At 63.0% G+C, this 20,614-nt stretch carries 25 protein-coding genes and 2 tRNA genes; 25 read left to right on the top strand and 2 right to left on the bottom strand.

Annotated elements, in window-relative coordinates:
• The first annotated feature begins 79 nt into the window (after positions 1-79).
• The 11 genes from G557_RS0107165 to G557_RS0107115 all read left to right on the top strand — a co-directional run bounded on the left by G557_RS0107165 (position 80) and on the right by G557_RS0107115 (position 7,882).
• Positions 80-904, top strand: a complete 825-nt coding sequence (locus G557_RS0107165; RefSeq protein ID WP_028245513.1) for an amino acid ABC transporter permease — start codon at positions 80-82, stop codon at positions 902-904.
• Positions 901-1,659: an amino acid ABC transporter ATP-binding protein gene (locus G557_RS0107160; protein WP_028245512.1), complete on the top strand. Its 759-nt coding sequence runs from the start codon at positions 901-903 to the stop codon at positions 1,657-1,659. The genes G557_RS0107165 and G557_RS0107160 overlap by 4 nt, the downstream gene beginning before the upstream one ends.
• Positions 1,659-2,129, top strand: coding sequence for an acyl-CoA thioesterase (locus G557_RS0107155; RefSeq protein WP_028245511.1), 471 nt, complete (start codon positions 1,659-1,661; stop codon positions 2,127-2,129). The genes G557_RS0107160 and G557_RS0107155 overlap by 1 nt, the downstream gene beginning before the upstream one ends.
• 10 nt (positions 2,130-2,139) lie before the next feature.
• Positions 2,140-3,003, top strand: coding sequence for an aldo/keto reductase (locus G557_RS0107150; RefSeq protein WP_028245510.1), 864 nt, complete (start codon positions 2,140-2,142; stop codon positions 3,001-3,003).
• 39 nt (positions 3,004-3,042) lie between these two features.
• On the top strand, positions 3,043-3,411 hold the full coding sequence (gene cmtR, locus G557_RS0107145) for a Cd(II)/Pb(II)-sensing metalloregulatory transcriptional regulator CmtR (protein ID WP_028245509.1): 369 nt from the start codon (positions 3,043-3,045) through the stop codon (positions 3,409-3,411).
• Positions 3,401-5,284: a heavy metal translocating P-type ATPase gene (locus tag G557_RS12280; RefSeq protein ID WP_051224820.1), complete on the top strand. Its 1,884-nt coding sequence runs from the start codon at positions 3,401-3,403 to the stop codon at positions 5,282-5,284. Before cmtR ends, G557_RS12280 begins: the two co-directional genes overlap by 11 nt.
• A 69-nt stretch (positions 5,285-5,353) precedes the next feature.
• Positions 5,354-6,331 (top strand): NAD-dependent epimerase/dehydratase family protein, encoded by a 978-nt coding sequence (locus G557_RS14445; protein ID WP_084627060.1) that lies wholly within the window; start codon positions 5,354-5,356, stop codon positions 6,329-6,331.
• Positions 6,332-6,583: 252 nt separating this feature from the next.
• Positions 6,584-6,835, top strand: a complete 252-nt coding sequence (locus tag G557_RS0107130; RefSeq protein ID WP_028245507.1) for a type II toxin-antitoxin system Phd/YefM family antitoxin — start codon at positions 6,584-6,586, stop codon at positions 6,833-6,835.
• On the top strand, positions 6,835-7,089 hold the full coding sequence (locus G557_RS0107125; RefSeq protein WP_028245506.1) for a Txe/YoeB family addiction module toxin: 255 nt from the start codon (positions 6,835-6,837) through the stop codon (positions 7,087-7,089). The genes G557_RS0107130 and G557_RS0107125 overlap by 1 nt, the downstream gene beginning before the upstream one ends.
• Before the next feature lie 108 nt (positions 7,090-7,197).
• Positions 7,198-7,551 carry a type II toxin-antitoxin system RelE/ParE family toxin gene (locus G557_RS0107120; protein WP_028245505.1) on the top strand — a complete coding sequence of 118 codons (354 nt, stop codon included), beginning with the start codon at positions 7,198-7,200 and terminating at the stop codon, positions 7,549-7,551.
• Position 7,552: 1 nt separating this feature from the next.
• The gene (locus tag G557_RS0107115) at positions 7,553-7,882 is read left to right on the top strand and encodes a helix-turn-helix domain-containing protein (protein WP_028245504.1); all 330 of its coding nucleotides are present in this window, start codon (positions 7,553-7,555) and stop codon (positions 7,880-7,882) included.
• A 143-nt stretch (positions 7,883-8,025) separates the two neighbouring features.
• On the opposite strand, the gene G557_RS0107110 is transcribed toward G557_RS0107115, so the two are convergent.
• Both G557_RS0107110 and G557_RS0107105 read right to left on the bottom strand, forming a co-directional pair.
• Positions 8,026-8,099 (bottom strand) — tRNA-Val (locus G557_RS0107110).
• Positions 8,100-8,204: 105 nt separating this feature from the next.
• Positions 8,205-8,666, bottom strand: coding sequence for a peroxiredoxin (locus G557_RS0107105; protein WP_028245503.1), 462 nt, complete (start codon positions 8,664-8,666; stop codon positions 8,205-8,207).
• Positions 8,667-8,781: 115 nt separating this feature from the next.
• Between G557_RS0107105 and aceE the strand changes: the two genes are divergently transcribed.
• From aceE to G557_RS0107030, 14 genes are all read left to right on the top strand, one after another.
• A complete protein-coding gene (gene aceE / locus G557_RS0107100; RefSeq protein ID WP_028245502.1) occupies positions 8,782-11,505 on the top strand; it encodes a pyruvate dehydrogenase (acetyl-transferring), homodimeric type in 2,724 nt (907 codons plus the stop codon).
• The gene (locus tag G557_RS0107095) at positions 11,498-12,682 is read left to right on the top strand and encodes a PucR family transcriptional regulator (protein WP_028245501.1); all 1,185 of its coding nucleotides are present in this window, start codon (positions 11,498-11,500) and stop codon (positions 12,680-12,682) included. The genes aceE and G557_RS0107095 overlap by 8 nt, the downstream gene beginning before the upstream one ends.
• Positions 12,683-12,791: 109 nt before the next feature.
• A complete protein-coding gene (locus tag G557_RS0107090) occupies positions 12,792-13,739 on the top strand; it encodes an ACP S-malonyltransferase (RefSeq protein WP_028245500.1) in 948 nt (315 codons plus the stop codon).
• 30 nt (positions 13,740-13,769) lie between these two features.
• The gene (locus G557_RS0107085; protein ID WP_028245499.1) at positions 13,770-14,771 is read left to right on the top strand and encodes a beta-ketoacyl-ACP synthase III; all 1,002 of its coding nucleotides are present in this window, start codon (positions 13,770-13,772) and stop codon (positions 14,769-14,771) included.
• A gap of 44 nt (positions 14,772-14,815) precedes the next feature.
• Positions 14,816-15,064: an acyl carrier protein gene (locus G557_RS0107080; RefSeq protein WP_028245498.1), complete on the top strand. Its 249-nt coding sequence runs from the start codon at positions 14,816-14,818 to the stop codon at positions 15,062-15,064.
• 48 nt (positions 15,065-15,112) lie between these two features.
• The gene (locus tag G557_RS0107075) at positions 15,113-16,354 is read left to right on the top strand and encodes a beta-ketoacyl-[acyl-carrier-protein] synthase family protein (RefSeq protein ID WP_028245497.1); all 1,242 of its coding nucleotides are present in this window, start codon (positions 15,113-15,115) and stop codon (positions 16,352-16,354) included.
• Positions 16,355-16,435: 81 nt separating this feature from the next.
• Positions 16,436-16,996, top strand: a complete 561-nt coding sequence (locus tag G557_RS13425) for a PadR family transcriptional regulator (protein WP_051224819.1) — start codon at positions 16,436-16,438, stop codon at positions 16,994-16,996.
• A gap of 87 nt (positions 16,997-17,083) precedes the next feature.
• Entirely contained in the window at positions 17,084-17,641 is a 558-nt protein-coding gene (locus G557_RS0107065) for a YceI family protein (RefSeq protein ID WP_028245496.1), read from the top strand.
• Positions 17,642-17,746: 105 nt separating this feature from the next.
• A tRNA-Ile gene (locus G557_RS0107060) sits at positions 17,747-17,820 on the top strand.
• A 168-nt stretch (positions 17,821-17,988) separates the two neighbouring features.
• Positions 17,989-18,201 carry a helix-turn-helix transcriptional regulator gene (locus G557_RS0107055; RefSeq protein WP_028245495.1) on the top strand — a complete coding sequence of 71 codons (213 nt, stop codon included), beginning with the start codon at positions 17,989-17,991 and terminating at the stop codon, positions 18,199-18,201.
• A 97-nt stretch (positions 18,202-18,298) separates the two neighbouring features.
• Positions 18,299-19,393: a tyrosine-type recombinase/integrase gene (locus G557_RS0107050; RefSeq protein WP_028245494.1), complete on the top strand. Its 1,095-nt coding sequence runs from the start codon at positions 18,299-18,301 to the stop codon at positions 19,391-19,393.
• Between the two features lie 37 nt (positions 19,394-19,430).
• Positions 19,431-19,859 (top strand): hypothetical protein, encoded by a 429-nt coding sequence (locus G557_RS0107045; protein ID WP_028245493.1) that lies wholly within the window; start codon positions 19,431-19,433, stop codon positions 19,857-19,859.
• Positions 19,856-20,086: a hypothetical protein gene (locus tag G557_RS0107040; protein ID WP_156877126.1), complete on the top strand. Its 231-nt coding sequence runs from the start codon at positions 19,856-19,858 to the stop codon at positions 20,084-20,086. Before G557_RS0107045 ends, G557_RS0107040 begins: the two co-directional genes overlap by 4 nt.
• A 187-nt stretch (positions 20,087-20,273) precedes the next feature.
• Positions 20,274-20,612 carry a hypothetical protein gene (locus G557_RS0107030; RefSeq protein ID WP_028245491.1) on the top strand — a complete coding sequence of 113 codons (339 nt, stop codon included), beginning with the start codon at positions 20,274-20,276 and terminating at the stop codon, positions 20,610-20,612.
• Positions 20,613-20,614: the final 2 nt, after the last annotated feature.

Below are 20,614 nucleotides of genomic sequence, written 5' to 3'. Positions count from 1 at the left end.
CCAGCGCGACTAGACTGGGCTGGCGTGCGCACTGTGTGGCGCGCCAGCCCCGTCTGTCCGGCAGAGAAAGCAGCCGATTTTGAGCAGCTCCAGACTCCTCAGCAGCCCCCGGCGCCGAGCGCAGGTGATTCGTGGCGTGCAATACGCCGTGTTGATCGCCGTGGTGCTCGTGCTCGCCGTGGTCACCGACTGGCCCAAAGTGGCCACGACCTTCTTCAACCCGGCCATCGCCGCGGCGCAGTTTCCCGAGGTCATCACCACGGCGCTGCTGAACACGGTGATCTACACCCTGCTGTCGTTCTGGTTCGGGCTTGTCGGCGGCACACTGCTCGCTTTCATGCGCCTGTCGTCGGTGGCGCCATACCGCTGGATCTCGACGGTCTACGTCGAGCTGTTTCGCGGCTTGCCCGCACTGCTGGTGTTCATCGCGTTCGGCTACGGCATTCCCACGGCATTCCAGGTCAACTTGAACATCTACGTCACCGTGATGCTCTCTCTCGGCATGGTGTCGGCCGCATACATCTCTGAAACGCTGCGTGCAGGCCTGCAGGCGGTGCCCCCGGGGCAGCTTGAGGCCGCGCGCTCGCTCGGCATGTCCAAGGGGCGTGCTCTGGTGTCGATCATCTTTCCTCAGGCGTTTCGCCTGGTGCTGCCGCCGCTCACCAACGAGCTGATTCTGCTCACCAAAGATACTTCACTGGTGTATCTGCTGGGGCTGACCATCAGCCAATACGAACTCTCCAAGTTCGGGCGTCAGGCTCTCAGCGGCGCCGATGCCGGCCTCACTCCCCTCGTGGTTGCTGGCGCCTGCTACTTGGTGATCACCGTGCCGCTGAGCTATTTGGCCAAGCGGTTCGAGTTCTCCACCACCCGAACCAAAGCCAAGAGCAAGGCGGCGAAATGAGCGCAATCAGCATCCATGGGGTGACCAAGTCTTTCGGCGACAATCACGTGCTTCGCGGCATCGACCTTGAGGTCGAGCCCGGCCAGGTGGTCTGTTTGATCGGACCGAGCGGTTCGGGCAAATCGACCGTGCTGCGCTGCGTGAACCTGCTCGAGACCCCTGACGAGGGCACAATCACCGTCGACGGTGCAGAACTGACCGACCCCGACGTCGACATCGATGAGGTGCGTCGCCGCATCGGTCTGGTGTTTCAGCAGTTCAACCTGTTTCCCCACCTGACTGTGCTCGAGAACTGCACCATCGCTCAGCTCAAGGTGCTCGGGCGTAGTGCAGAAGAGGCCGAGGCCAAAGCGCGCATAAACCTGCGCAAGGTCGGCTTGGCCGAGAAAGAAGACTCGTACCCGCACCAGCTCTCGGGTGGCCAGCAGCAGCGCGTGGCAATTGCCCGGGCCTTGAGCGTCGACCCACAGCTGATGCTCTTTGACGAGCCCACCAGCGCGCTCGATCCCGAACTCGTCGGCGATGTGCTCGCCGTGATGCGCGAACTGGCCGACGCTGGCATGACCATGCTCGTGGTCACCCACGAGATGGCCTTCGCCCGCGAAGTCGCTGATCACGTCGCATTCATGGACGGTGGGGTCATCGTCGAACAGGGCCCCGCGGCCCAGGTGATCGACACCCCGCAGCATCCACGCACGCGCGAGTTTCTGCGCCGGGTGCTGCACCCGACCGAGGTCACGCTGGCAGAAGACTGATGTCGTACCTCGATGTGCCCATCCAGCTGCGCTGGAGCGATGTCGACGTCTACGGCCATGTCAACAACGTCGCCACGCTGGCGCTGGTTGAACAGGCGCGGGTGAGTTTCTTTGCGCAGGCCCGCTACGGCGAGCACCATCTCCCCCAGCTGCAGCATGTCGAACCCGATATGCCACAGGTGTTTCTGACCGGACAAGCCATCGAATATCGACATCCGATTCGACTGCGACTCGAGTCGGTGCTCGTGCGGCTGTGGGTGACCAGAGTGGGTGCGGCTGATTTCGAGCTCGGTTTCGAGATTCGTCAAACGGTGGATGGCGATCCTGCCGTTGTCTGCGCACATGGTCTGAACGGATTGGTGCTTGTTGACCCACAGAATGGGCGGCCCATGCGCCTGAGCAGTGATGATACGGCCCTCCTGCAGCAATACTTGGGTGCAGCCCCACATCTGCGGCGTCTGGGCCGCTAACGTGGTGGGTATGACAGACGTACCCACCATTGCACTGAACTCCGGCACTTCGATCCCCCAACTGGGGCTCGGCGTATGGCAGACCCCCGACGACGATGCTGAGCGCCTGGTGCGCTTCGCGATCGACGAGGCAGGGTACCGACACATCGACACTGCCAAGATCTACGGCAACGAAGAAGGCGTCGGCCGCGGCATCGCTACCTCGGGCGTGCCTCGCGAAGAGATCTTTCTGACGACGAAGCTGTGGAATGCCGACCATGGGCGCGATCGTGCCCTCGCAGCCTTCGACGAGAGCCTGCAGCGTTTGGGCACCGATTACGTCGATCTGTACCTGATCCACTGGCCACTCGGTGATGACGCCGAGTTCTTGGCGACGTGGCATGCACTTGAGCAGCTGCACAGCGAGGGTCGAGCGCGAGCCATCGGGCTGAGCAACGCGACCATCCGCCATCTCGATCTGGTGCTGGCCGAGCACAGCGTGGCGCCAGCGATCGACCAGGTCGAGCTGCACCCGCACTTTCAGCAGCTGCCGCTTCGCCAGCATGCGCTCGAGCACGGCATCGCCGTCGAATCGTGGAGCCCGCTGGGCGGCACCGGCAACTCGGGCTGGGGCAAGAACAGCCGACCCAACACGGTGCTGGCCAACGAGACCATCGCAGAAATCGCTGCAGAGCACAGCGTCAGCCCGGCACAGGTCGTGATTCGCTGGCACCTGCAGAATGGGCTCGTCGTGATCCCGAAGTCGACGCATGAGCAGCGCATTGCGCAGAACATCGACGTCTTCGGGTTCGAACTGACCGAGCGCGATCTGCAGCGCATCGCTGCACTCGACACCGGTGAGCGGGTTGGTGCTGACCCAGATACTGTGCGGTAGTTCTGTAAATAATTCAGCAGTGAGTGTACTATTCACCACATGCTGAATATTGCTTCGCGTCTCGACGTGATGAGTCGACTGGGGCGTGCGATGTCTGATCCGACCCGGGCGCGCATCCTGCTTGCCCTGCTTGACGGGCCCGCCTACCCCGCTGAGATTGCCCAAACGCTCGAACTCACCCGGCCGAATGTGTCGAACCACTTGGGCTGTCTGCGCGGATGCGGGTTGGTGATTGCGCAGCCAGAGGGGCGGCGAACGCGCTATGAGATCTCCGATGCGCATCTCGCTGCAGCGCTGGAAAGCCTGCTTGAGGTGACGCTCGCTGTCGATGAGGGCGAGCCGTGCCGCGATGCCGGCTGCACTGTGCCCGGTTGTTGCGCGAGCTGTGGCAGCGACGATGCCCTCTGAACTGAACAGAGCCATCACCAGCGGTGTGCTGCTGCTTGCGGGCTGGCTTACTTGTCTGATCGTGGGTGACGCCTCAACGCCTCCGTCGTGGGCGGCCCACGCATTGCTCTGGGCGGCGCTGATCTGCGGAGCGTCGACCTTTGTGCCGGGTGCGCTGACCCGTTTGGGCCGCGGCAGGCTCGGCGTCGGGCTGCTGATGACCATTGCTGCCGTGGGAGCTGTGTGCCTCGGGTATGTGCTTGAGGCCGCGGCGCTGGCCTTCTTGTACTCGATGGCCGAGGCCTTGGAAGACCGTGCCATTGACCATGCGGAAGATGGGTTGGGCGCGCTGCTGTCGTTGATTCCGAGAACTGCACAGGTGCGCCGAGACGGACGCTGGCAGAGCCTGAAGGTGACTGATGTGAAGGCCGGCGATCTGCTGATGGTGGCCGCCGGTGAGCGTATTCCCACGGATGGTCACGTGCGACTGGGGCATTCGAGCCTGGATGTCTCCGCCGTCACCGGTGAGTCACTTCGGGTGACGGTGGCCCCCGGGGAGGCGGTGCTTGCCGGATGCATCAACACGACCGGGGTGCTGCAGATCGAGGCAACGGCGAGTGGTCGCGACAACTCGCTGACGCGCATTGTGGCGCTGGTTCAGGATGCCCGCATCACCCAGGGGCGTCGGGCTCGGCTGGCAGATCGGATTGCCGCGCCATTGGTGCCCGGGGTGCTCATGCTCGCGCTCGGGGTCGCGCTGATCGGTGCGGTGAACGGCGACTGGTCGACATGGATCGAGCGCGCCTTGGTGGTGTTGGTGGCGGCTTCACCCTGTGCGCTGGCGATTGCCGTGCCGGTCACGGTGATCAGCGCTATCGGCGCTGCCACTCGCGGCGGCATGGTGATCAAATCCGGGGCTGCATTCGAACGTCTGGGCAGCGTGCGTCGGGTTGCCTTCGATAAGACCGGCACGCTCACCGTGGGGCGACCGGAGGTCGTTGTCGTCGTTGCCGCCAATGGTGACGAAGCCGAGGTGGTGCGACTGGCGGCGCTGCTCGAGGTGGGCAGTGCGCATCCGCTCGCTCGGGGCATCCTGCATGCTGCGGAAGACGAAGGGTTCGATGCCGAAGCGAGGGGTGAAGCAGCTGGTGAGCGCGTCGCCGATATGACCGAGGTGCCCGGGCAAGGAGTATCCGGCATGATCGATGGACGACAAGTCTGCGTCGGGAATGTCGACTGGGTCGATCGCTCAGCGGCAATGCAGCAGCCCGCTGAAGAACTCGCTGTGCGCGGAATGAGCGTGGTCGCAGTCGCACTGGCTGATGCGAATGGTGTGCAACAGATGCTTGGGTTGATCGGGCTGCGCGATCAGGTGCGCCCGGAAGCCGCGGAGGCGGTCGGCATGCTCAGTGCGCAACGGGTCGCGTCGGTGATGCTGACCGGAGACCGTGTGCGAACGGCCGACGCCATCGCGGCCGAGGTCGGCATCGATCATGTTCAGGCCGAGCTGTTGCCGGTGCAGAAGGCCGACTGCGTCAGGCGGCTCAGCGCGGAGCAGCCCACCGCGATGATTGGCGACGGAATCAACGATGCACCGGCACTCGCTACGGCAACTGTGGGCATTGCCATTGGCGCGCACGGCTCGGCTGCGGCGATCGAGTCGGCAGAGGTGACTTTTGTCGGCGACGACCTGCGATTGATTCCGCCGGCATTGCAGCATGCGAAACGGGCACGCCGCATCATGACGACAAACCTCGTGATGGCGCTGTGCGTGATCGCAGGCTTGATGCCCCTGGCGCTGTGCGGGGTGCTCGGGCTCGCGCAAGTGGTGCTCATTCATGAGCTGGCTGAGGTGGTGATCATCGCCAACGGCATGCGGGCGGCGCGACGCTGAAGGCGTTGTCGGTCTCTCTTTTCTTTGCCTGTGCGGAGGTTTCTGTGGGGAGTCGTGGGGTTCAGCAGGATGTGGCGAGGAGTACATCGTTACACTGTGACCATGACTACTGCTGTGATCGGCGCCACTGGACAGATTGGCTCGGCCGTTGTCTCTGCGCTGTTGCACACAGGGCAACGCGCTGTCGCGATTGCCCGATCTGCACCTCGTCTGGCAGGCAGAGAGAGAATCGAAGGCCGCCAAGTCAGCGCGTACACCGGCGACGAACTTGCCCCTGCCCTCAAGGCATGCGATCGGGCGGTCGTCACCTTGGGGTTGCCATACTCCGCCAAGGTCTGGCTCCGTGACTGGCCACGGCTAATGCGTGAGATAGCGCGCGCTGCGTTGGACTCTCAGATTCCGTTTGTCGTGCTCGACAATCTCTATGTCTACGGTCGATCTCACGGCACTCCATTTACCGAACGCACACCGCTCGAGCCCTGTAGCGCCAAAGGTAGAGCTCGACTGCAAGGGTTCAAAGAACTTCAGCGGGCGCGATCGCAGGGAGCGCAGATCACGGTGTGTCGGTCGGCTGACTTCATCGGCCCCGGTGCCGAAGTCACCGTTGTTCCGTGGAGTGGCCTGCATGCAGTGCTTTCCGAGAACCGTCACTCCCTGCGGTGGATCGGTGATCCGCGGTGTCAGCACTCCTATGCTGATCCACGGCTGGTGAGCCGCGGACTGCTCGCCGTTGCTGCGAGCTCTGGATTGCAATCGCACGACGTGGTCGTTCTCCCTCCGGCAGAGGCATTCAGCGGGGACGACTTGGCACAGGCGCTTTCGCATCGCATTGAGCGCCAAGTGCGACTGGCTCCAGTCGGGCAACGCATGATTCGAGCAGCCTCTCTATTCTCGCGCGCGGCACACGAACAGGTGGAGATGATGTATCAGGTGACTGCTGATTACACAGTTGATGATGCTCTGTTTCGCACGTACCAACCTGACTTCCCACGTTTGTCAGTGGACGACCTGGTGCAGGCTTGGGCACGGAGCCCAGCGAGAGGATGAATCGGAGATCGCGTATCTTGCTGCGTACGTCACCGGGTCAGTCCAATCCTGCGGTTGCACCTCCGGTTGATGATGCGTTAGTTGTCGGTGCACTTGCTGCCACAAGCGGCACTAGTAAAAAGCAACAGTCGACTTCCAGTGCAACCGCGACGTCGCGGACACACTGTGGTACGGGTCCACGACAGTGACTCCGTCTCCAATGACTCGTACGATAATCGGGTACGACTCATCAGATGATTGGAGGTCTCAGCAATGTCCATCAACGCAAGTGAGGCCCGAAAAACGCTCTTCTCATTGATCGAGCGAATCAATGCCGATCGAGATGCGGTAGAAATCGTATCCCGTAAGGGCAACGCCGTCTTGATGCCGGCCGATGAATATGCGGCGTGGCAGGAGACGGCTTACCTCTTCCGGTCTCCCGCAAATGCGCGCAGGCTGCTCGACTCCTACGAGCGGGCACGAGTCGGCGAGGTCGAGGAGCACGAGCTCGACAGAGGCGAATGATGCGTCTTGTCTGGGACAAGTCCGCTTGGGAAGATTACCAACATTGGCAGTCTGCTGATCGTCGCATGCTGAAACGCATCAACTCCCTGATCGATGCATGCCTGCGCGAACCATTCGAGGGCATCGGAAAACCGGAGGAGCTGAAGTACGGCGCGCAAGGAGCTTGGTCACGGCGCATCACCGACGAGCATCGGCTGGTCTATCACGTCTCCGGAGAAGACTTCATCATTCTCCAAGCTCGCTACCACTACTGACCGGCGGTTTTGCGTGGCTCAGACATGTGAGCGGCTGAATGAGAACACGTCGCGAACAATCGCGATCATTTACTTGAGTCAATATCGAGTTGAGTCTATGCTGGTTGCATGTCTTGGGAAGTGCGACTCTGGGAAGACGTGGAGTCGTGGGTGCTTGGGCTAGATGACGAGACCTTCGATCTCATCGCTGCCGCGATCACCCGACTGGAGTCCGAAGGACCCACGCTCGGGAGGCCGACCGCCGATCGGATCAAGAGGTCTCGGCATCACAACATGAAGGAGTTGCGGCCCGGATCGGCAGGGCGCAGTGAAATCAGGATTCTGTTCGCCTTCGACCCGAAACGCAGGGCCATCCTGCTCATTGCCGGAGACAAAGCAGGCAGATGGAAGCAGTGGTACGACCAGAACATCCCAATAGCCGACGACAGATTTGATGAGTGGCTGAACAGCGAGGAGGAGTGAGATGAGCACCAAGACGAAGACCACCGCGTGGAGCGAAGTGCGCGCCAAGCGCCCCATCCACGAGCAGGCCGTTGCCGAGCATGTCGCACGTATGGAGGCTGAGGAGCGCGCCTACCGGCTCCGTGAGATCCGTGAGGAGCAGGGCGTGACTCAGAAGGAACTCGCCGAACGCATGAAGTTGACCCAGCCCACGATTTCTGCGCTGGAGTCTGGTGACCTTGACCGTTCCGGGCTAGCGACTCTCATGTCCTACGTCGAAGCCCTCGGTGGCACCGTAGAAGTCACGGCTACGTTCGGCAGCCGGAAGCTCCTTCTATCCACTCGCGCATAACACTTGCTCAGCTTGACGGCGGCATGTCTTTCGCCGTGCAGCACGTCGACTCCACCGGCGACGAACAAGCACTTCCCCAGTTCGCCGACTCTACGAAACGACAATGTGAACCCCAGAAACGAGTTCGACTACGTCTGAAATTGTGGGCCCAGAGGGACTCGAACCCCCGACCCCCTCGGTGTAAACGAGGTGCTCTAACCAACTGAGCTATAGGCCCCACGCCCTGACGGGCACTCGCAACACATTACCGTATCAGCACCCGGCTGAGGCGCATCACAGGCACGGCGGCATAATGGATGCCCTACTCGCCACCGCGACAGGCTTACTTGCGCAGCTCGGCGAGTTGTTGCTGGTACCACGCGAAATCGCGGGCCTGACCGGGGGCGGTCACCAAGCGGCCCCGCACGATGCCGTCGCCGTTGATCACGAAGGTGGCACGGTTGGCGACACCGGTTTCTTCGAGGAACACGCCATATTCACGAGCTACGCCGCCGTGCGGCCAGAAATCAGCGAGCAGCGTGAAGTCGTAGCCTTCCTGCTCGGCGAACGCGCGCAATGTGTGATGCGAGTCGACGCTGATGGCGAGCAGGTTCACGCCGGGCTCGCTGAACTGCGCGTAGTTGTCGCGCAGGGTGCACAGCTCGCCGGTGCAGATGCCAGAGAAAGCCAGCGGGTAGAAGACGAGCACCACGGGCTGGCCGCGGAAGTCGTCAAGGCGCACTTCTGCGCCGTGCTGGTCGAGCAGAGAGAAGTTGGGTGCTGGGGTGCCGATATCGATGGTCATACGCCCACAGTACCGGGTTGCGCACTTCGTATACGACACGTGACGCTGCACGGGAGCTTTGGTTCAGTCGCTTAGACTGTCTTGTGGATACCAACCAAAAGAAAGTGAGGCAGCGATGACGGTCAACAACCAAGACCCGTACGCCCCTGACTACGTCGACCTCGACCCGAGTGAGACGCAGGAATGGACGCAGTCGCTCGATGAGCTGGTGCAGGCGCACGGTCGAGGCCGAGCCCGCGAAATTCTGATGAGCCTGATCAAGCGCTCCAAAGACCTGCAGCTCAATGTGCCGATCATCCCCACCACCGACTACATCAACACCATCGCTCCCGAGAACGAGCCTGCCTTCCCGGGCGACGAAGAGCTCGAGCGCACCTACCGCCGATGGATTCGCTGGAACGCCGCCGTGCTCGTGCACCGCGCTCAGCGCCCTGGCGTCGGCGTCGGCGGTCATATCTCGACCTATGCCTCTTCGGCAGCGCTCTACGAGGTCGGCTTCAACCACTTCTTCCGCGGCCCCGATCATCCGGGCGGCGGCGACCAGGTCTTCTTCCAGGGGCATGCCTCCCCCGGCATTTACGCACGCTCGTTCCTCGAGGGGCGCCTGAGTCAGGCCGAACTCGACGGCTTCCGCCAGGAGCACTCTGTTGTGGGCGGACTCCCCTCGTACCCGCATCCGCGGCACATGGACGGCTACTGGCAGTTCCCCACCGTGTCGATGGGCATCGGCCCGATGAACGCCATCTATCAGGCACAGGTCAACCGCTACCTGCTCAACCACGGCATCAAAGACACCTCAGACCAGCATGTTTGGGCGTTCCTCGGCGATGGCGAGATGGATGAGCCTCAGAGCCGCGGCCTGCTGCATGTGGCTGCCAACGACCAGCTCGACAACCTCACCTTCGTGATCAACTGCAACCTGCAGCGACTCGACGGCCCGGTGCGCGGCAACACCAAGATCATTCAAGAGCTCGAGTCATTCTTCCGCGGTGCAGGCTGGAATGTGATCAAGGTCGTCTGGAGCCGTGAATGGGATGAGCTGCTTGCCCGTGACACCGACGGTGCGCTGGTGCAGCTGATGAACAACACCCCCGACGGTGACTTCCAGACCTACAAGACCGAAGACGGCGCATTCGTGCGCGAGAACTTCTTCGGCCGCGACCCGCGCACTCTCGAACTGGTCAAGGACTACACCGACGACCAGGTCTGGGCGCTGCAGCGCGGCGGCCACGACTATCGCAAGGTCTACGCCGCCTACAAGTCGGCGATGGATCACAAGGGCTCCCCCACGGTCATCCTTGCCCACACCATCAAGGGCTACGGCCTGGGTCCCTCGTTCGAGGGCCGCAATGCCACGCACCAGATGAAGAAGCTGACCGTCGACGATCTGAAGAAGTTCCGCGATCACATGCGCATTCCGATCACCGACGCCCAGCTCGAAGAGAACGATCACTGGTCACCGCCGTACTACCACCCCGGTTTCGACGCGCCCGAGATTCAGTACATGCGGGAGCGCCGCGCCGAGCTCGGCGGCTACGTGCCGGCTCGCCCCAACAATCCCACGCTGATCGACCTTCCTCCCAAGAAGGCCTACGAGGGCGTCAAGAAGGGTTCCGGTAAGCAGGAGATCGCCACCACCATGGCGTTCGTGCGTCTGCTCAAAGACCTGCTCGCGCAGAAGGGCTGGGAGAAGCGCTTCGTGCCGATCATTCCCGATGAGGCACGTACCTTCGGTCTCGACTCCTTCTTCCCCACCAAGAAGATCTACAACCCGCACGGGCAGAACTACATCTCGGTCGACCGCGAACTGCTGCTGGCCTACAAAGAGAGCCCGCAGGGGCTGATCTACCACGTCGGCATCAACGAAGACGGCGCCGCCAGTGCATTCACCGCGCTCGGCACGTCGTACTCGACGCACGGTGAGCCGATGATCCCAGTCTACCTGTTCTACTCGATGTTCGGCTTTCAGCGCTCGGGCGACGTGCTGTGGGCTGCGGCGGATGCGCGAGCACGCGGATTCCTTCTCGGCGCGACCGCTGGGCGCACCACGCTTACCGGTGAGGGCCTGCAGCACGCTGATGGTCATTCACTGTTGCTGGCCGCCACGAACCCTGCCGTGGTGGCCTACGATCCGGCGTACTCGTACGAGATCGCCCACATCGTCGAGTCTGGCCTGGAACGCATGTACGGTGGCAACCACCCCGAGCCCGACGTGATGTACTACCTCACCGTCTACAACGAGCCGATCGTGCAGCCTGCCGAACCAGCCGATGTCGACGTCGATGGCATCATCCGCGGCATTCACCGCATCTCGACTGCTGCGTCTGGCAAGGCTCAGGCCCAGCTGCTCGCATCGGGCGTGGCGGTGCCATGGGCGCTCGAGGCGCAGCAGCTACTGGCCGCAGACTGGGGTGTGCAGGCCGACGTCTGGTCGGTCACCAGCTGGAACGAACTGCGACGCGACGGCATCGCCGCCGACGAGCACAACTTCCTGCACCCGGAGCGCACACCACAGCGGGCCTACATCGCCGAGAAGCTCGATGGCACAGCCGGGCCGGTCATCGCCGTCAGCGACTTCACCAAGGCGGTTCCCGATCAGATTCGTCAGTTCGTCGAGCAGCCCTTCGCCTCGCTCGGTGCCGACGACTTCGGCTTCAGCGACACCCGCGAGGCAGCGCGACGCTACTTCAAGATCGATGCAGCATCGATCGTGGTGCGCACGCTCCAGCAGCTGGCCGAGGCGGGTGTGGTCGCCGAGAAGGTGCCGGCCGAGGCCATCGAGCGATACGACCTGCTGAACGTGAATGCGGCTCAGCCGCACCCCACGGCGCATGAGTGAATCTGACAAGGAGCGCACTCTTGCGCGTCTGCGGCAGGTCAGCGGAGAGATGGCGACAGCGACGCTGCGTCGTCTCGACGAAGACCTGCCGTGGTACCGCGAGCTGGCCCCGGCCAGACGCTCGGCCATCGGGCTGGTCGCCCAGTCGGGCATCCAGTCGTTCATCAACTGGTTCGACAACCCCGAGGCCGAAGGATGGGTCGCTTCAGACATCTTCGGCAACGCACCTCGCGAGCTGATTCGGTCGGTTTCGCTGCAGCAGACCCTGCAGCTGATTCGCGTGGTCATCTCTGTGGTGCAAGACCAGTTCACCGCCGACGACCCCGAACTGCATCTCGCGTTTCTCAACTACTCGAGAGATGTGGCTTTCGCGGCGGCCGACGTGTACGCACAGGCGGCCGAGGCTCGCGGCCAGTGGGACGAACGCCTTGAGGCGCTCGTGGTCGACTCGGTGGTCAACGGCGAGTCTACTCACGAGCTGCCCAGCCGTCTGGCCGCCCTCGGCTGGTCGACCACCGGGCCGCTGTATGCGGTGGTGGCCGCCAGCAGCGGACTGCCCGATCTGGAGCTGCTGCGGCGTACCGCTCGGGCGGCCGGCGCCGAGATTCTCACCGGGGTGCAGACCGATCGGCTGGTCATGATCCTCGGACAGTCGGCGCCTGAGAACGTCGGCGAGCAGCCACACTCGTTCTCGATCAAAGCCGTGGTGCGAGAGCTTTCGTCGCTGTGCGCCGACGGCCCCATCGTGATCGGCCCGCCCGCGGCCACGGTCATTGAGGCGTCGACCTCGGCCCGTGCGGCGCAGGCTGGCTACCGCGCAGCGGCCGGATGGAAACTCGCACCTCGCCCAGTGCTCGCCGATGATCTGCTGCCCGAGCGTGCACTGGCCGGTGATCCGCTGGCACGTGTGACGCTTATCCAAAAGGCCTATGTGCCGCTGAGCAGACAGTCGACCGACCTGCTGGGCACCCTGCGCTCGTACCTCGACAGCGGCCGCTCGCTCGAAGGCACGGCACGCGACTTGTTCGTGCATCCCAACACCGTGCGTTACCGGCTGCGGCGCATCACCGACGTGCTCGGCTGGGATCCAACCGACCCACGCGACGCGCTTATTCTGCAGATGGCGCTGATTCTCGGCTCGATTAACGCCGATCAGGATGAAGCGGTAGCGCCGTGATGCGCAGCTTTCGACCCGCGGTTTGTGGGGTTCATCCAAAGCGATCTGTCACTTTTGGTGCAGCGATACCACAGGGTCACCGTGACCGATGCGACCAGACTAGGCAGTGATGATTCTTCTCGCCGCGCCCGGACAGGGCTCACAAAAACCCGGCTTCCTCACTCCCTGGCTCGAACGCGAGCAGTCGCGTGAGCTGCTCGAGACCCTTTCTGAGGCTACCGGCATCGATCTGATCGCCGCGGGCTCCACTGCCGACGCGGAGACCATTCGCGACACCGCCGTTGCTCAACCGCTGATCGTGGCCGCGAGCCTGGTCAGTGCCCAGGCGCTGCGCGACGCACTGGCCGCCGCTGGTGTTGCCGCGCCGCAGTTCGGATATGCCGGGCACTCAGTTGGTGAGATCGCTGCAGCAGCACTCGCTGGCGTGTTCACCCCCGAGGTGGCCGCCAAGTTCGTGCGCGAACGCTCGCAGGCGATGGCCAAGGCCTCAGCCGCGCGCCCCACCACCATGGCAGCGGTGATCGGCGGCAATCGAGATGAGATCTTGGCCCGCCTGAGTGAGCTCGGTGCCAGCCCGGCCAACTTCAACAGCGATGCACAGCTGGTGGCCGCCGGCACGGTTGAGCAGATCGAGCAGCTCGCCGCTGAACCCCCGGCAAAAACACGGGTGATCCCGCTGTCAGTTGCCGGTGCCTTTCACACTGAGCACATGCTCAGCGCACGTGAGCACTTGGAGTCGCTGCGCGAGGAGTTTCCCGCCACTGATCCCACGGCACCACTATGGACCAACGCCGACGGCACGATCATCACCTCAGGCACACAGTATCGCGACCTGCTCATTTCGCAGGTGGCATCGCCCGTGCACTGGGATGCCGACCAGCGTTCGTTTACCGAGCACGGCGTCACCGGGCTGATCGAGCTGCTGCCCGGCGGCACGCTCCTCGGCATTGCCAAGCGCCAGCTGCGGGGTCTGCCCGCTGTGGCGATCACCACTCCCGAAGACCTCGAGGCCGCCGTCGCGCTCATCGCCGAACACGGTGACACCGTGGCCGCCTGAACAGCACACACAGAACAAACGAGGCACCCAATGAGCACCACCCTGCGTACGGCAACCGGCCCGCAGTACTCCCGCATTCTCGGCATCGGCGCACAGCGCGGCGATGTCGTGGTCACCAACGACGAGCTGGTCGGCCCGATCGACAGCTCCGACGAATGGATTCAGCAGCGCACGGGCATCATCGACCGGCGTCGCGCCTCAGCAGAGGTCGGCGTCAAAGACCTCGCTTTGGGGGCCGCACGCCAGGCCATCGAGCAGGCGGGCATCGAGCCCAGCCAGATCGGCGCGGTGATCGTGGCGACCGTTACGCATCCATACCAAACCCCCTCGTTGGCCGCATGGCTCACCGAGCAGATCGGCGCCACCCCGGCTGCCGCGTATGACATCTCGGCGGCCTGCGCCGGTTACTGCTATGGCATTGGCCAGGCGGATGCGCTGGTGCGGTCGGGCCTTGCTGACTACGTTTTGGTGATTGGCGCCGAGAAGCTCTCTGACATCGTAGATCCGACAGACCGCTCAATCTCGTTTCTGCTCGGCGATGGCGCCGGTGCTGCCGTGGTCGGCCCGAGTGAGACGCCGGCCATCTCCCCCACACAGTGGGGTTCAGACGGCTCGCACTGGGACACGATTTACATGACCAACTCGCTCAACGAGTTTCGTGAGGGTGACGTGCCGTGGCCGACACTGCGCCAGGTGGGCCGCACAGTCTTTCGCTGGGCGGTGTGGGATATGGCCAAGGTTGCTCGCCGCACCATTGATGCTGCAGGGCTCACCCCCGACGACATCGACGTGTTCGTGCCGCATCAGGCGAACATGCGCATCATCGACGAGTTCGCCAAACAGCTGCATCTGCCCGAGTCGGTCGTCATCGCCCGTGATATCGCTCACAGCGGCAACACCTCGGCAGCATCGATCCCGATTGCGACCCGTGCCCTGCTCGACAGCGGCCAGGCCAAGAGCGGCGATGTCGCCCTCGAGATCGGCTTCGGCGCCGGTCTGGTCTATGGCGCCCAGATCGTCGTGCTGCCGTAGAGCCTTTAGACTGTCCACCGCCAACCAACACAAGGAGAAACACCATGGCACACACCACTGAAGACGTCCTCGCCGGCCTGGCCGAGATCGTCAACGAAGAGACCGGCGTCCCCACCGAGAACGTGACCCTCGAGAAGTCGTTCACCGACGACCTCGACATCGACTCGATCTCGCTGATGACCATCGTGGTCAACGCAGAAGAGAAGTTCGACGTGAAGATTCCCGACGAAGAGGTTCCGAACCTCAAGACGGTGAAAGACGCCGTCGACTTCATCGTGGGCGCCAGCAAGTAGTCGCACCCTCGGCGGGCCTGAGCACAGAGCATCGAGAACTGGAGAGTCATGAGCAAGAAGATCGTCGTCACCGGACTGGGCACCTCAAACCCGTTGGGCGGAGACGTCGCCTCCACATGGCAGGCGCTGCTCGCCGGCGAGTCCGGCGTGTCTACCATCGATGCCCCGTGGGTTGAGCAGTATGACCTGCCCGTGCGTTTCGCCGGGCAGGCCAAGGTTCGCCCCACCGAGGTGCTCACCACCGTCGAGGCCAAGCGCCTCGACCCGTCGGCGCAGTTCGCGATCGTCGCCGCGCGCGAAGCCTGGCAAGACGCTGGTGCTCCTGAGATCGATCCGACTCGTCTCGGTGTCGATTTCGCCACTGGCATCGGCGGCGTCTGGACCCTGTTCAACTCGTATGACGCACTGCGCGAGAAGGGGCCGCGTCGCGTGCTCCCCCTCACCGTGCCGATGCTGATGGCCAACGCCTCGGCTGCTGCGATCTCGCTGGAGTTTCAGGCGCAGGCGTTCGCCCGCACCGTTCTCTCGGCTTGCGCATCATCGGTCGAGTCGATCGTCAACGCGTACGATCACCTGCAGCAGGGCTTTGCCGACGTGATCATCGCCGGTGGCACCGAATCGACCATTCACCCGTTGCCGCTGGCCGCCTTCGCCTCGATGCATGCACTCAGCAAAGACAACGACAATCCGGCCGGAGCATCCCGCCCGCTCGATGTGAGCCGCAACGGCTTCGTCATGGGTGAGGGTGCTGCGGTGCTCGTGCTCGAAACCGAAGAGCATGCCCTGGCTCGCGGCGCGCGCATCTACGCCGAGATCACCGGCGGTGCAGTCACCTCTGACTCGTATCACATCACGGCACCCGACCCCGAGGGGCTTGGGGCAGCGCGTGCCGTCAAGGCCACACTGAAGCAGGCGAACCAGGCCCCCGAGACGGTTGCGCACATCAACCTGCACGCCACCTCAACCCCCGTCGGCGACCCTGCTGAATACAAGGCGCTGCACAGCGTGCTGGGCGATGCCCTCGCCAGCATCCCCGTGGCCGCGACCAAGGGCAACACGGGCCACCTGCTGGGCGGTACCGGCGCCCTTGAGACGCTGTTCACCATCAAGGCTCTGCAGGATAGGGTCGTGCCGCCGATCATCAATCTGCACGAGCAAGATCCCGAGATCCCCTTCTTGGCTCCGACTGGTGAGCCGTACGCGCTGCCCGCCGAGGGCGAGCTGTTCGCCATCTCGAACTCGTTTGGCTTCGGCGGTCACAACGCCGTGGTCGGCGTGCGCACCGTCTGAACCATTCCCCACAGCTGCCTCGTGTCATCGTCCGCGGACCGAGTGCACCCGGTAGACTGATGCACCGGATGAGGAGGCAACGTGGTCGTGCGCTATGGCATCCTCGGCATCCTTGGCGAGTCGCCGTGCTACGGCACACAGCTGCGCACTGAGTTGCTGAGGCGCACTGCTGGGCTGCTCGATGTCAACGCAGGGCAGATCTACTCCACGCTCGATCGCTTGGCCCGCGACGGCTATGTGCGGCAGCTGGGTGAGCCTCAGCATGGCCGTGTGCTCTATGAGCCCACTGAAGCTGGCACTGATCTGTTTCACAACTGGCTAAACACCGTTGACGATTCTGCTTCGACCATCGATACGATCCGCAAGGTCTCGCTGGCAATGTCGCTGCCGAGCGTCGACGGGCAAGCGGTGGCCCAGCGCCATCTCGACTCGTGTCTACAGCGCTCCACTGCTCCTCGCGAAGGGCTGCCCGAACCCATCACCAGCATGGTCTGGCTGGGCTATCACAGCGTGCTCAACGCCGAGACCAACTGGCTGCGCCAGGTCATTCAGCAGGCGGCGCGCACCTCAACGGCCTTTCCCGTCGACCAGGAGCGCCCGCGGCGCGGCCGCCCGCCCAAACGCGTGACGAATTCTGACTGAATTGTTCTGCCATGACTGGCGCGAAAGGCATTTGACACCTACAATAGTTGTAGTATCAACAACATCTTGATTCGAATGGAGCCCCTCATGAGTGAGATCACCGCAGCAAGCATCCCCGGCTACGCCACCGGCACCTGGCAGATCGACCCCGCACACAGCAGTGTCACCTTCAGCATCCGCCACCTGGTGTCGAAGTTCCGTGGCCAGTTCACCGATTTCAGCGCCACGCTGACCACCGCCGACAACCCCACCGATTCGTCGGTGAAGGCCACCATTCAGACTGCCAGCATCAGCACCGGCAACCCCGACCGCGACGGCCACCTCAAGACCCCCGACTTCTTCGACGTCGAGAACAACCCCACCATCGAGTTCGTCTCCACCGGCGTGCGCGTCGACGGTGACGACTGGGCGATTGACGGCGAGCTGACCCTGCTCGGCGTGACCAAACCGGTCACCCTCGAGGCCGACTTCGGCGGCATCACCACCGACGGCTACGGCCGCACGGTCGCCGGCTTCGAAGCCGAGACCAAGATCAAGCGCGAAGACTTCGGCCTGACCTGGAACACTGCACTCGAGACCGGCGGCGTGCTGCTCGGCCCCGAGGTCAAGATCAACATCGAAGCTGAGTTCACCCTCGACAAGTGAGCTGATCGCCGATTACGCTGACGGCCCTCACTGCGGAATTGTTCGCAGTGAGGGCCGTTTTGCTTTGCAGTCGGTAGAATCGATTGTCGGTGCCATGCGCACCTCGGGGCGTTAGCTCAGCTGGTTAGAGCACGGGACTCATAATCCCTTGGTCGCGGGTTCAAGTCCCGCACGCCCCACGTTTTGCCCCGGAATCATGCGGAACGCTCCTGAGTCAAAAGGGCCGCGCATGCTCAAATCCAGCAAAAACCCAGCAAAAACCCCTCGTCAGGGGGGCGGTCGATCTCAAATATCCCGATATATCCCGTTATGTCGCTCATTTGGCAGCCACGCGCATAGACAGTCACATGACACAGAACACCACGGCGGAGCTTCCACTGCTGACCATCAAGGACCTTGCCTCCCTCTTGAACGTTTCCGAGAAGACGATTCGCAACCTGCGCGCAAAGGGCCAGGGTCCACGCGCGGTGAAGATTGGTGGCTCCGTTCGCTGGCGGCGCGAGACGGTCGACCGATACCTCGAGGACATGGAGGCTGCGGACTTGCAGGAAGTGGCCTGAACAGATGAGCAGGCCACCGAAAGCGCCGGGAACTCATTCGCCGATCAGGGCGAGTCGATCGGGCAGAGGATGGATTGCTCGGTGTCGCGTGTATCTGATGGACGGAACTGCACGTCAGGTCGAACGAAAAGGAGCAGACGAGAACGCCGCGCTGGAATCGATCCACAAGGCTTTGGCACAGATTCTCGGCGCCACGCAAGCGCTTGACTCAGGGTCAACGCTCGAAGAGGCCGGACGTCAGTGGCTTGAGGCGTATAAGCGCGCTCACCCGAACGCGGCGGCTGGGACGTTAGCCCAGTATCGGCGATGCCTGAATCGGACTCTGCAGAGCCGCTTGGCACAGATACGCATCAGCGACCTCAATGTACCGCTGCTCGAGGGCGTGGTCACAAGCATCTCCGACGAGAGGGGCGCGTGGAACGCCAAAATGGCTCGTATCGTACTGAGTATGGTGTGTCAGCACCTTGTCCGAATGGGGCATATCGAGCGCGACTTCGCCGCTGCAACGACTCCAGTCCGGCCGGCGAAGACTGAACGGGAGGCGCTAAGCGCCCACGACGTTGACGTGGTACGTCAGGTGCTCATCCAGTGGGAGTCGACGAAGCGCCGCGGAGTGGGTCCGAACCTCGATATCCGCCGAATCCTTGACATTGTCCTGGGAACGAGCATGCGACCCGGTGAGGTGCTGGCCCTGCGCAAACGAGATGTGTTGGTTGTCGACGACCAGGTGTTTGTGTCTGTGAATGGGACGATGCAGCCCAACGGTGAGCGCAAACCCACGCCGAAACGTGCGCGTCAGATGCGAATCATCTGCCTACCGAGATTTGCTGCCGACATCATCATGGCGAAGATGCAGATCTGCTCCGACGCAGAGGACTACCTGTTCCGCACGCGTAAGGGAACCCCCTACCAGCTGAATAATTTGGATCGAGCATTTCGGAAGTTCCGGAACTGGGCGACCGGACAGCAGCTGTTCGACGCTCTTGAGGCGCCGGTCGAGAACGTGCTTTTCTCCACGATGCGTAAAACGGTGGCTACAGAGATCGCTTCTCTCGGTGACGTGGAGCTCGCTGCACGGTTACTCGGGCACGCGTCCAGTGAAACGACTCGTCGGTTCTACATCAAGGAACTGCCGTGGGTCGACAAACGCACAGCGGATCTTCTGCAGAGCGCTTTCGGCTACAGCGACTGAGCAGGCACATTTTTGCCCCGCCGCGCACATGAGTGGTATGAGCAACTTCGACCCCACACAGCATCCGCGCGGCAACACCGTCACCGGCCATGCCGGTCAGTTTGCAGCGAAACAGCATTTCACCCCTGAACTCGGATTGGATACGGCGGTGACGCCTGATGAACTCGCTGAGCAGGTGACGAACTGGGCGCAGGCCAACGGGCTGAGCATGACCACATCGGAACCAGACGTAGTCAACGGTCTCGGCGCCGCACATACGATTGACAGCGCAGACGGGCGACGTTCCGTGGTGATCCAAGACAACCGTCTCAGCGACGAGTCCGACGCGACCGGGTGGGTGGGCTACTCCTACGAGCGCGTTGACGGCGAGACCGTCTCCGGGCAGGTCGGCTTCGGCGACGGCACCGCCGGTCTCGACACGTTTCTACGGCAGGGGCTTGCGTGCGAGAACGAGGAGGCAGCGTGATGGAGCAGTTCGCAGCGGGTGTTCAGGAGCTGGTGGCGTGGCTGTCCGGGATCACCGGACTGTCCGCTGGCACAGTGCTGATGATCGCGGCGACGACAGGAATTGCGTGGGCGAAGAAGCTGGCGAAGATCGCCGCCTTCGTTCTCATCCTCGCCGTACTCGTGTTCGGCTACTTCCACGGCTGGTTCACACAGTTCGGGATCGATCCGAACCTGTATCAGGGATAGTGCCCGCATAGACATTTGCATGAGCAAACCACATGCAGAAGAATTTGACGGAGTGCGTCCCGAGGGTGTCCGGTTCATGAGGGGTCTCGCCTACGGGGTGGCGTTCAGTTTGCCCGGGTGGGCCGCGGTTGCTGGGCTCATCTGGTGGTTCTCGGCGTAGGAACGTGCGCAGCCCACATTCGCTGGTATGAGCGCATTCGACCCGACACAGCATCCCCGCGGCAACGCACGCACCGGCCATGCCGGACAGTTCGCAGCCAAGCATCAGAGCGGTGCGGAGATCACTCTCCCCGACGTTCCAGGCATCCCGGCCATGCCGCCTGTACCGCCTGTGCCGTCCGCTCCCCGGTTCGCGCCGGGCAGCGACGCTGACGACATCGAAGCCATGGTCTACCGAAAAGGTGAGCCACGCTCAGCGGACAACGCCGTCATCGAGCGCATGCCTCTCTTCGGGCTTCCCCCGCGGCTTGACCGGAAGACCGCCCCTCCGCGTATTGGTCGCGCACCGATGCCGCCGCGCATCTGATG

This window comes from Pseudoclavibacter soli DSM 23366, assembly GCF_000423505.1.
Classification (GTDB): Bacteria; Actinomycetota; Actinomycetes; order Actinomycetales; family Microbacteriaceae; genus Pseudoclavibacter_A; species Pseudoclavibacter_A soli.
Note: the sequence above shows the minus strand (reverse complement) of the source record. Positions and strands in the feature narration are given on the sequence as shown.